Source organism: Longimonas sp. (assembly GCF_046498435.1).
Classification (GTDB): domain Bacteria; phylum Bacteroidota; class Rhodothermia; order Rhodothermales; family Salinibacteraceae; genus Longimonas.
In genome coordinates, this window is sequence record NZ_JAWOAR010000009.1 from 1 (window position 1) to 11062 (window position 11062).

Genomic DNA, 11062 nt, shown 5'->3' on the forward strand with positions numbered 1-11062 from the left:
AAGTTCTCAGACACCGGCACCCAGGTGACTGTGACGCCGGGGTTCTCGGCCGACGGTGACATATCTCCCGTCGGCCGATGAAGAGAGAAGACAGGCTTGGGTAGCCCAATCACCTGTAGCGTTGATGTTCTGCTTTCTGGTACCTAAGTGACCTCAACAATGGTTTTGGGGATTGCCGGGTGGATTCCCCTCCATCCTACCTGTCCTCCCCGAGGAGGAAGGAACCGTGGAAGGCGTTCCTCAAGTCCCCCTCGGAGGAGGGAGATTTAGGGGGAGGGATGACGTAACATCATATAGATCAAGCACGTATGTGAAACGCAGCACCGTACGAATGAGAGCGTGTATTAAGTAATGTCGGGGCGCACATGATACCGGTTTGAAACGCACAAACCCCCAACTTCATGCCTGTCTTTACTTAGCTGTCATCTATCGTTCGGGCAGAGCACCTGCTTGGGGGATGCACGATGCGGTACTTGGGCGAGGGAGCACTCCAAGTATTCCGCAGATGCCGTGGTAGAAAGACCGGCGTATTTTTGCAAATGAAGCGCTCCTTGAGCAGTATTGATGTTGTGGAAAAGGGATGGATCCCCTGCCTTCAGCAACGGTACGCGTATTTGTTGTGATGTTCACCCTCCACGAACGAATGTTGGCTGCATGCTTCGTGCTCTTCGCGTACTGCTGATCGCGCTGGGACTCATCGGTATTGGGGTGGTGGCTGGACAAACGCTTCATCGCGTCTACTGGAGCGCACCCGACACGTACGATAAGCTCGAAGAAGCCATTCATGTCACCGAAGCGAGCTACGTAGACCCTATGTCGGTCGAGGCGCTTGGGGAGAACGCCCTGCGCGGATTACTTAGCGGGCTCGACCCGCATTCCGCATATATCGAAGCCGACCGGATGCAGCAGGTGCGTGAGTCGTTCGATGCCGAGTTTGACGGCATTGGCGTTACGTATGAACGCATTCAGGCAGAATCTGCCCCCGACACCGCCGTAGTGGTTGCCGTTATTCCAGACGGCCCGAGCGATGAGGCGGGTGTACGACCCGGAGACCGCCTCTTGCGGAGCGACACGACGTCGCTTGTGGGGGAGCCTGATATGCAGATCCAATCTCTTCTGAAAGGACCACGCGGCACAACTGTTGACGTTACTGTGCGCCGTCCTGGAGTCCGTGAGCCCGTTGCGCTTTCGATAACCCGCGACCGCATCCCCCTAACAACGGTTGATGCGGCTTACATGCTGGATGCGACCACCGGTTACATCAAACTGAACCGGTTTGCCCGCACTACCCAGAGCGAAGTGCGCGAGGCACTGAATACACTCACAGACGAAGGCATGGACCGCCTGGTGCTCGACCTGCGTGGCAATGCCGGCGGGCTCATGGGCATGGCCGAGCGTGTTGCCGATGAATTTTTGGAGGAAGGCCAGCTGGTAGTTTCAGCACAGGGCCGCGACGACGAGGTGCTGGACGAATATCGCACCGAGCGTGTCGGCCTTTACGAAGAGCGGCCTCTCATGGTGTTGGTCGATGAACAATCCGCTTCCGCAAGCGAGATTGTAGCGGGCGCGTTGCAAGATCATAAGCGGGCCTCGGTGGTGGGGCAGCCAACCTATGGCAAAGGATTGGTGCAACGCCAGTATAGTTTGGAGGATGAGAGCGGATTGCGCCTGACTGTGGCGCGGTTCTACACGCCGAGTGGGCGCGTCATACAGCAGCCCTACGATACGGGACCAGCGGTTATGCGCCCAGCAGCGTACAGCAGCCAGGAGAATGCCTCCTCCGATTCGTTGGACGTTGGGGGCGTGCATCCGGATCATGTCATCGAGCGCGATACGCTGTACCTGTCGATGCAGCGGGTTGTGCAGCAACCCGTTGTGCGCGGTTACATGCGCACGTGGATAGACCAACGCATCGAGTCCTTACGGAATGCGTGGGACGGACGTCCCGAAGCGTTTTTGGAAACTTATGACTTACCCGACACGGTCATACCGGGGCTGAGGTCTGCCATTGCGTCGGAAACAGGCTCCACCCTTTCGCAAAGCGTAGGCGCATCTCATTCAGCGCCAAGTGTAATGCATGACTACAGACATTTAACTGATACGGTGCGCGGAACAATTCTGTTACAGAACGCGCTCACAAGCATGATTGCCCAGCGTCTTTTTGGGAGTACCGGATGGATTCGTGTACAGAATGAAGTTGACCCGGTTGTGCAGGCCACGCATCATTTGTGGCCCCACGCAACAGACCGTGCGCAAACCTATGTTGAGCGGTTCTGATGCGCATTCAGGCTACCGTGTGGTCAACATCAGATGAAGAGAGTATCCGTTCTAACACAAGGCGCTTGCAATCTTCATCCGCACGCCCGTTTTTGTAGAACGTGTAGGATACGTTACGACGCATAATGCAGTGTAAAAATGCCATGTTGAAGTGATGCATGGTCCACACGAGCAGGGCCCCACTTGGTGCACGTCGCTTCTGGCGTCTGCACTACATAACAAGTGACAGGGTCACTGCTCGACATGATGCAGAGCCAACACATGGTGCAGAACGAACATAGCCCTGCTACAACGCACTGCCGTTGTGATCGCTACCCCCACAACCCGATTTGCCCGACCCGATTTGCCCGAACAGGTGCCAGACGTCCAACCAACGTCTCCGTTGAAGATCTGCGTTGAGTCGTTACGTCTGGTTCTTATTCGGTTAATGCGGTTTACGCCACGCTGGCTTGCGCTCCGTTGATAAGCTGCAGCGTGCATGCTTCACACGCATGGCTACGCCCAGCGCTAAGTGCGCCGCCGTTGCCGCGTTATGGCCGCACCGTCATATGTTTTCGCACAAACTTGATCCCACTGAGGAACTGCCCCTATGGTCCATTTTAATGCGTTTATGCTCAAGTTCGCCCTCCTATTACAGGATAACGGCGGAGGCGGAACCATAAACATGCTGGTTGAGCGCTTCAACGAAGGCGGCAACTGGATGTGGCCGGTGCTAATCTGCCTGATCGTCGGATTGGCGATTGCCTTTGAGCGTATCATTTCTCTTAACCTCGCGGACATCAACACGCAGAGCTTCCTGCACGACGTAAAGAAGGCGCTCGACGAGGGCGGCGTGTCGGCAGCAGAAGACGTGTGCGCGGAAACGCGCGGTCCGGTTGCATCGGTCTTCCAGGCCGGGCTGCTCCGTGCCGACGAAGGCATTGACGCCGTCGAGAAGGCGGTGGTCTCTTACGGATCCATTGAAATGAGCTTCCTGGAGCGCGGGCTGGTTTGGCTTTCGCTCTTCATTAGCGTAGCCCCAATGCTTGGCTTCCTCGGAACCGTTGTAGGGATGATTGAGGCCTTCGATGCAATCGAAACAGCAGGCGATATCTCGCCGCGTCTGGTAGCCGGTGGTATTAAAATAGCCCTGCTGACGACTGCCTTTGGTCTGATTGTTGGCGTGATCCTCCAGTTCTTCTACAACTACGCTGTTTCGAAGATTGACCGCATCGTAGCCGAGATGGAAGACGCCTCCATCGAACTGATCGACTCGCTTGTGTTGTTGGAAGCTGGCGAATCGGTGCTCGGCGATGACGAGCTGCTCGAAGAGGACTTCAGCGACGACGACGACACGGTGAATTAAACGGAGCGCTGCTGTCGCTTCCCCGCCCCCCGGCGCGTTTCGTTGGTGTGTTCTGCAAATAGGCACTGCACCAGCCTCGTCGGGGCCGCGGGCCGCTTTCGTTGAATTACTTGTTTACACAACGCGCTTATACACATGGGTAACAACGCCATCCTCTACTGGAGCATAATCGTCGCACTTGGCCTCTCGGGGCTGAGCCTCCTCACCATGGGCCTGTTTAGCCTGCGCAACGTATCGTACGGAAAAGTCCGCCCGGTTACGGTCGTGCTCGTCGTTGCACCTATTTTGCTGCTGGCCGTGCTTGGCTTTACAATGCAAACATGGGCCGAAGCAGGCATTGTCACCGTCGTCGTCATGTTCATTACAAGCCTGTTGGGGCTGTTAGGAAGCGGTCTGCGATCGCTCTTCCTGTAAGACGCGTTTGCTCGCTCGCCCTCCTTCCGCCCCTTTGATCCCCTGTTGCTATGGCTGGACTGCTTGATAAACGTCGGTCAAAACGCGAAGACGCGGAAACCCCGACGTCTTCGATGGCCGACATTGCGTTTTTGCTGCTCATCTTCTTTCTGGTAACAACCACAATTAATGTGGATACCGGAATTGGGATGACACTGCCCCCCAAACTTGAAGAAGAGCAGGAGCCGCCGCCTGTTACTGAGCGGAACCTGCTGAATGTGCTGGTCAATTCCTCAGGCGAGGTGCTCATTGACGACAGCATGTCGTCGGTGAATCAGATTCGCGAAGAGGTGGAGACGCACGTGCTTAACTACGGGGAAGAACCAGACTACTCTGAATCGCCTAGCGATGCGGTGATTTCCCTAAAGACTGATGCTCAAACGCCATATCGGACCTACATCGAAGTGCTTGATGAAATCCAGATGGCGTATCGCGAGATTTACGATGGCATAGCCCAGTCAGGAAATCTCCCTTCGGGTGAAACGGTGCTCGACGAGAACTACGAAAGCTACGAAAAATATCGAGAATCGTTAGAGCCGGAAGAAGAAGATCAGATTCGCGAAAACTTCCCGCGTAATATCTCCATCGCTGAGCCTGATGCCGGGTCTTGACCCGATTGGCTCCTGACTGCCCCGTCGTCCCTCGACTGTGAGCCTGGCTTAGGCATTGCACATGCTGCCTGCGTGGCATACCGTCACACAGGTAGATTTTGCCCGCAAGCCAAACGACGCTGCCCTCCTTCGTACCCACGCTGCTTGCTTTCCTTATGGCTTCCGAACGCTTTCAGAAACGATCGTCGGATACCTCGCCTGGCATTACAACTGCCTCGCTGCCCGACATTATCTTTATGCTCCTGATCTTCTTCATGGTCACAACCGTCTTGCGAGAGACCGAGATTAAGGTGCGCACGGAGTTGCCCGATGCTGAGGCCCTCACTAAGATCGACCAGAAGCGTTTGATTTCAAACGTATACATTGGCCCGGTCATCCGTGGGGAGCGCGAAGGGGAAACAGCGGTGCAGATCGATGACGCCCTCATCGAAGAGTACGCTGCCATCCGTACCATCATGTACAACCAACTGCAAGAACAGCCCAAACTGATTGTATCGCTTCGCGTAGACCGCGAGTCGGAGATGCAAGTTGTCAATGAAGTCCAGCAAGAGCTGCGTGAGGCCGGGACCCTCCGTATCAACTACTCGTCTAATCCTGTCGTTGATGAGTAACGCAGCCGACCGTATTAGACCATCAAGAAAAGCTCTGCAAGAAAAGCTCTGCTAATCAACTGGCAGAGCTTTTTCTTTGCTGTGCGTTCTTTGCTGCGACATCTTTACTGAGGCATTCAGCCTTACCGGAAGCGTCTGTCCTACTTTTCCGGACATACTGCCTCCCTGGACGTTCTCTTGTTCATCGTCTGCCGCCTACTAATCGTATATCATACGCATCATGGCTCATCATGTAACGCTCCTGCCGGGCGACGGCATCGGCCCCGAAGTAACCTCTGCTACCCTCCATGTGCTGGAAGCCACTGGCGTCGAATTTGAGTGGGATACGCACCAGATTATCGGCACCGCTGCGGTCGAAGAAGAACGTCCTGAATTGCCCGACGACGTCCCAGCCTCCATTCGCGAGCGAGGCGTAGCGCTGAAAGGCCCTATCACCACGCCCGTGGGCGAAGGCTTTACCAGTGTAAATGTGCAGTTGCGCCAGCGCCTGGACCTCTACGCGAACGTTCGGCCGTGCGTGAGCTTGCCCGGCATTGATACGCCCTTCGATGACATCGACCTCATTATCTTCCGCGAAAACACCGAGGGCCTCTACGCCGGCATTGAAACGTACGATGCACGCCTCGAAATTGCAGACTCAACGGCTCGCGTCACGCGTCGAGGGTCGGAGCGCATTGTGGATTTCTCCTTCGACTATGCGCAGAAAAACGGGCGCAATACGGTGACGCTCGCGCACAAAGCTAATATCTTGAAGGAATCGTCAGGGCTGTTCCTGAAGGTGGGTCGTGAGGTGGCGCAGCGCTATCCCAACGTCACCTTTAACGATCGCATCATCGACAACATGTGCATGCAGCTCGTGATGTATCCGCAAGAATACGACTGCATCGTGAGCACGAACCTGTTTGGCGACATCTTGAGCGACCTGGCAGCTGGACTTGTAGGCGGACTCGGCGTGACGGCAGGCGCCAACTTTGGGGATGATTATGCGGTTTTTGAGGCGGTGCATGGCAGTGCCCCTGATATTGCCGGGCAGAATAAGGCCAATCCCACAGCGCTCATCCGGAGCGCGGTGATGATGCTGCGTCATCTCAACGAAACAGCAGCGGCCCGCGCCATCAATACGGCCCTGCGCGAGGTATATGCTGCAGGCGATGTATTGACAGCCGATGTGGGCGGCTCCAGTTCAACAACCGAGTTTGCCGAGAACCTGGCAGAACGCGTCGAAGAAAAGATGGCTGCCCAGGCGTAAGAGTCTATATCCGCGAAGCGTTTCGCACCAACCAATGAGGCCATGATCCAACGCATCCAAACCATCTACCTGGCGCTGGCTGCGCTTGTCCTAAGTGGCGTTCTGTTTCTTGAATCGCTCTGGGGAAGCGAAGCCGCCGCAACCTACAGCTGGTTTTTGCCTGTCATTGTAGGACTGGGCGCGGTAACTGCGGTGACTGCGATAGGCGCCATCTTCCTATATACCGATCGTGCAACCCAGCGCACTGTGGTCGTGGGCGCGCAACTCATGACTGTGCTCTGGTCCGTAACACTCTACGGCGGTTTCTTCATGACCAATGAGCTTCAGGCCTACGACGGTACCGGCCTTAACACCGATCGCCTCATACTACTGATTGGCCCATTGGTAACGTACGTCCTGTTATGGCTTGCACGCCGTGGCATTGAGCACGATATAGAACTTGTCGCATCGATGGACCGCCTCCGCTAAGCCTGTACATCCATGGCTGATTCTATGCCCCCACGCGTGATCCTCGCACTCACGGTGGGGGTGCTTAGTTTTGCATTCGCCCCTATCCTCGTTCGGTGGGCCAATGAGGCACCGGGCCTCACGATCGCCGTGTGGCGCACCAGCACTGCTGCCCTCGTCATGCTGCCCGGCCTGGCCTACGTGCACGATGAGGTGCGATCCTTCGGCTGGCGCGACTGGGGACTCATCCTGGCTTCGGGGACAGCGCTCGGTGCGCATTTCATTGCCTGGATCGAAGCACTTTACTACACGTCAGTCGCCAGCGCGTCGGTGCTTGCCACAACCAGTCCGGTATTTGTGGCAGTGCTCGGCTATCTTGTGCTGCGTGAGCGTCTGGCCTGGCCCGTCGTTGGCGGGATTGTCGTTGCAGTAGGCGGAGCCGCGCTCATGGGACTCACCGATGCAGGAGCGGTGGCCTTTGGCGCAGAAGCATGGTGGGGCAACCTCCTGGCGCTGTCGGCAGCATTGCTCGTGAGCATCTACCTACTCATTGGGCGTGCAATTCGGCAGCATGTGTCGTGGCTCGCATATCTCATTCCGCTCTACAGCGTGGCGGCTCTCGTTACGCTGCTCGCTGCTGTGGGGCAAGGCGTGCCCCTCGTTGGATACAATCCAGTGGTGTATGCGTGCGGCATTGCCCTTGCCCTTGGCCCACAGGTGTTAGGACACAGCGCATTCAACGTGGCGTTGCAGCACGTTCCTGCTGCGCTCATTGGCATGCTGGCGCTTCTGGAACCAGTCGGTGCATCCATACTTGCTTACGTATTATTTGGGGAAGCTCCAGGCGAATGGTCGGCGTTGGGGATGGTCGTTGTGCTGGCAGCTGTCGCTTTTGTGGTTGTGTACAGGAGCCGTTCGACAGCAGCGCATCAAAAAGAAGCAACGGATACACGCCGCGCGTAATGCCTAAAAGCCACCACCTCCTTAGCTGTTTGGACCATCGGAGGAGGCCAAATTGTAGAGAGCAAATAGAGATTCCCAGATGCTTCCGTTACGTTCTTGCAGAACAGGTTCAGCATGGCACGTGCGAGAGGGCGCATGCCGCTGAGCAAGCATGCCCCAAGTTATCCTGAGGTCCGCAGACGGAAGAATCTCAATACAGGTCTCGGAAACCCGACACGATCCATTCGCCCGAGTGCCACCCCTCGCGTTCCACGAAGCAGACCATTGTGCCGTGCAGTTTAGGATGCAGGCGTATCCTCACGTCCAGCGAGTGCTACGGGCGCTGCTGGACATAGGGACAGGTGTCAGTGTTATCTTGCTTACCGTATAGCATTCATCGAATCCTTTCCATGCCTATGCCCACCATGCGCGCTGTTGTTGTAGATACGCCGGGCGATCCCGATCAGCTTACCATTCGCGATATTGAGCGGCCCGAGCCGAAACCGCACGAGGTGCGCATTCGCGTGCAGGCTACCGCCCTGAACCGCGCCGACACGTACCAGCGGCGCGGCCACTATCCTCCGCCCGAAGGGGCCCCCGACACACTTGGATTGGAGGCCGCAGGCACCATTGATGCAGTCGGTACAGATGTAATCGACTGGGCACCTGGCGACCGCGTGTGTGCGCTGCTACCGGGGGGCGGATATGCCGAGTACGCCGTGGCGCATGCCGGGCATGTGCTGCCCGTGCCCAACGGCATCGACTGGATACAGGCCGCTGCCTTTCCAGAGGTGTTTCTCACAGCGTACCAGGCCCTGCACTGGCTGGCTAACCTGAACGAGGGCGAAACGGTGCTCATCCACGCCGGAGCCAGCGGGGTGGGCACAGCGGCTACGCAGATTGCACGACTCCATGACGCGATAGTCATTGCCACCGCCTCGGCCCCCAAGCATGACATCTGCCGCGAAGCGGGGGCGCAGCATACCATCGACTACGAGAACGAGGATTTTGCCGAGCGTGTGCCAGCCATCACCGAGCACGGCGCCGATGTGGTGATCGACTTCGTGGGGGCGCCGTACTTCAACCGCAACATTGAGGTGATGGCTACGGATGGGCGCCTGGTGCAACTGGCTACTATGGGAGGCAGCACCGTCAACGACATGTCGCTGCGTGCGCTCATGGCCAAGCGCATTCACATGCATGCCTCAACCCTGCGCAGCCGCTCAGATGCCTACAAAACCCGGCTGGTGCAGGTCGTGCGCGCGGTCTTGGATGGATATTGGGAGGCCGGGCGCATTGCCCCCGTCATCGATTCGGTCATGGACTGGACCCGCGTGGCTGAGGCGCACCGCCGAATGGAAGCCAATGCCAACGCGGGCAAGATCGTGCTTCAGGTGGAGGCATAGGCCCTGCGGAGCGCGGAAGACATGATGCATCATAGACAAGCCTCCGCATCTCCCTAAAAATACAGGGGGATACGGAGGCTACATTGCACTCCAAAAGAACGGGGCAGACTACTTCACTTCGCCCTCGTCAATGAGGCGTTGCAGGTTGTCGAGGTTGTCCTGCACGTGCTCGGCGCTGGTATCGAGCAGCGCGCGCTCTTCGTCGTCGAGCTCCACTTCGATGATCTCTTCGACGCCATCGGCGCCCAGCACGATGGGCACCCCGATGAAGAAGCCCTCCAGGTCGTACTCGCCATCGACGTAGGCCGCGGCGGGCAGCACGCGTCCATTGTCTTTGATGATGGCCTCGGTCATCTCCGCCGCCGCCGCGCCAGGCGCGTACCAGGCCGAGGTGCCCATCAGGTCAACGATTTCGCCGCCGCCGCCCTTGGTGCGCTCCACAATGTCGTGGATGGTGTCGTCGTCGAGCCACTGCGGAAGCGGGATGCCGCCAATAGTGGTGTAGCGGGGCAGCGGCACCATGGTGTCGCCGTGGCCGCCCATGAGCAGCGCCTGAATGTCGCGCACCGACACGCCGATCTCGTTGGCAATGAACGCGCGGTAGCGGGCCGTATCGAGCACACCGGCCATGCCCATGACGCGCTCGGGCGGGTAGCCGCTGGCCTCGTACGCCACGTAGGTCATCACGTCGAGCGGGTTTGACACCACAATGATCGTGGCTTCGGGGCTGTGTTCGACAAACTGCTGGGTGACGCTCTTGACGATGTTCGCGTTCTTCGCCAGCAGGTCGTCGCGGCTCATGCCCGGCTTGCGCGGCAGGCCCGCCGTAATAATGCAGACCTCCGAATCCGCCGTTTCCGCGTAGTCGGTGGTACCCGATATGTGCGTGTCAAAGCCGTGGATGGGCGAGGACTCCACCATATCCAGCGCCTTGCCCTGCGGCACGCCGTCTTTGATGTCGACCATCACAACATCGTGTACCATGTCTTTACGGGCAACGCATTCGGCAACGGTGGCGCCTACGTTGCCTGCGCCAATAACTGTGACTTTCATAACACTTGGGGTCTCTTTGAAAAGAAAGGGGATACAGACACTCAAACATACCTGTGACAGCGCTTCGATGGTAGCCAATATTTCGCAAAAACAAAGCACTACTGCGCCAGATGCCCAACCTCAACGCAGGGAAAGTTGCAGGTGGCCGCATGTGGTAATTAGATTACATGGCCCGATGCGCATGCATTGGAACGCCATGATTCCGCTCCTTGCCCTTTGTTGATTCTGTGACTGATACGTTTCACCGTTGGACGACCCGCACTGCGCTGCTTCTTTTTCTTGTGGTTGGGGTTGGCGGATGCGCTGGCACGGCACCCACCACCGATTCTTCTGAGCAGCCCCCTACAGCAACCGCCCAGGCGGAGCTGCATCATCAGAGCCTGAACGCTACGCTCTGGATGCAGCGAAGCGCCGAGTACGACGCGCTGTTGCGCCAGACCTATGCCCAGGCGGGCCAGCAGCTTCCGGCGCTGCTGGACGATTCCACCCTCACCGCTGCGGTGGAGCAGAACGAGCAGATGCGCGTGGGAGCCTATGCTGATCTTCCGCCCGCGGTCATCCTCGACGTCGACGAAACCGTGCTCGACAATTCGGCCTACCAGGCGCGCCTCATCTTGGATGACGAGACGTACGACACCGAATCGTGGAATGCCTGGTGCCGCGAGCGC

11 protein-coding genes are annotated in these 11062 nt (G+C 57.6%); 10 read left to right on the top strand and 1 reads right to left on the bottom strand.

The annotated features are described in order from the left end of the window. Nucleotides 1–654 precede the first annotated feature (654 nt). The 9 genes from R6U20_RS00305 to R6U20_RS00345 all read left to right on the top strand — a co-directional run bounded on the left by R6U20_RS00305 (nt 655) and on the right by R6U20_RS00345 (nt 9341). The gene (locus tag R6U20_RS00305; protein WP_410335873.1) at nt 655–2277 is read left to right on the top strand and encodes a S41 family peptidase; all 1623 of its coding nucleotides are present in this window, start codon (nt 655–657) and stop codon (nt 2275–2277) included. Nucleotides 2278–2887: 610 nt separating this feature from the next. After that, nucleotides 2888–3622: a MotA/TolQ/ExbB proton channel family protein gene (locus R6U20_RS00310; RefSeq protein ID WP_410335883.1), complete on the top strand. Its 735-nt coding sequence runs from the start codon at nt 2888–2890 to the stop codon at nt 3620–3622. 135 nt (nt 3623–3757) lie between these two features. Next, nucleotides 3758–4036, top strand: a complete 279-nt coding sequence (locus tag R6U20_RS00315; RefSeq protein ID WP_410335874.1) for a hypothetical protein — start codon at nt 3758–3760, stop codon at nt 4034–4036. Between the two features lie 50 nt (nt 4037–4086). After that, nucleotides 4087–4686, top strand: a complete 600-nt coding sequence (locus R6U20_RS00320; RefSeq protein ID WP_410335875.1) for an ExbD/TolR family protein — start codon at nt 4087–4089, stop codon at nt 4684–4686. 155 nt (nt 4687–4841) lie between these two features. Continuing rightward, nucleotides 4842–5297 carry an ExbD/TolR family protein gene (locus tag R6U20_RS00325; RefSeq protein ID WP_410335876.1) on the top strand — a complete coding sequence of 152 codons (456 nt, stop codon included), beginning with the start codon at nt 4842–4844 and terminating at the stop codon, nt 5295–5297. Nucleotides 5298–5517: 220 nt separating this feature from the next. Next, on the top strand, nt 5518–6546 hold the full coding sequence (locus R6U20_RS00330) for an isocitrate/isopropylmalate dehydrogenase family protein (protein ID WP_410335877.1): 1029 nt from the start codon (nt 5518–5520) through the stop codon (nt 6544–6546). Nucleotides 6547–6588: 42 nt separating this feature from the next. Then, nucleotides 6589–7014, top strand: coding sequence for a DUF4293 family protein (locus R6U20_RS00335; RefSeq protein WP_410335878.1), 426 nt, complete (start codon nt 6589–6591; stop codon nt 7012–7014). A 12-nt stretch (nt 7015–7026) separates the two neighbouring features. Beyond that, nucleotides 7027–7956, top strand: a complete 930-nt coding sequence (locus R6U20_RS00340) for a DMT family transporter (RefSeq protein WP_410335879.1) — start codon at nt 7027–7029, stop codon at nt 7954–7956. Between the two features lie 395 nt (nt 7957–8351). After that, nucleotides 8352–9341 (top strand): NAD(P)H-quinone oxidoreductase, encoded by a 990-nt coding sequence (locus tag R6U20_RS00345; RefSeq protein ID WP_410335880.1) that lies wholly within the window; start codon nt 8352–8354, stop codon nt 9339–9341. A gap of 108 nt (nt 9342–9449) precedes the next feature. Here R6U20_RS00345 and mdh read toward each other — a convergent pair whose 3' ends face one another. Beyond that, nucleotides 9450–10394, bottom strand: a complete 945-nt coding sequence (gene mdh, locus R6U20_RS00350; protein ID WP_410335881.1) for a malate dehydrogenase — start codon at nt 10392–10394, stop codon at nt 9450–9452. 227 nt (nt 10395–10621) lie between these two features. Between mdh and R6U20_RS00355 the strand changes: the two genes are divergently transcribed. Continuing rightward, nucleotides 10622–11062, top strand: a 441-nt coding sequence (locus R6U20_RS00355; protein ID WP_410335882.1) for an HAD family acid phosphatase, incomplete at its 3' end; no start/stop codon positions are given.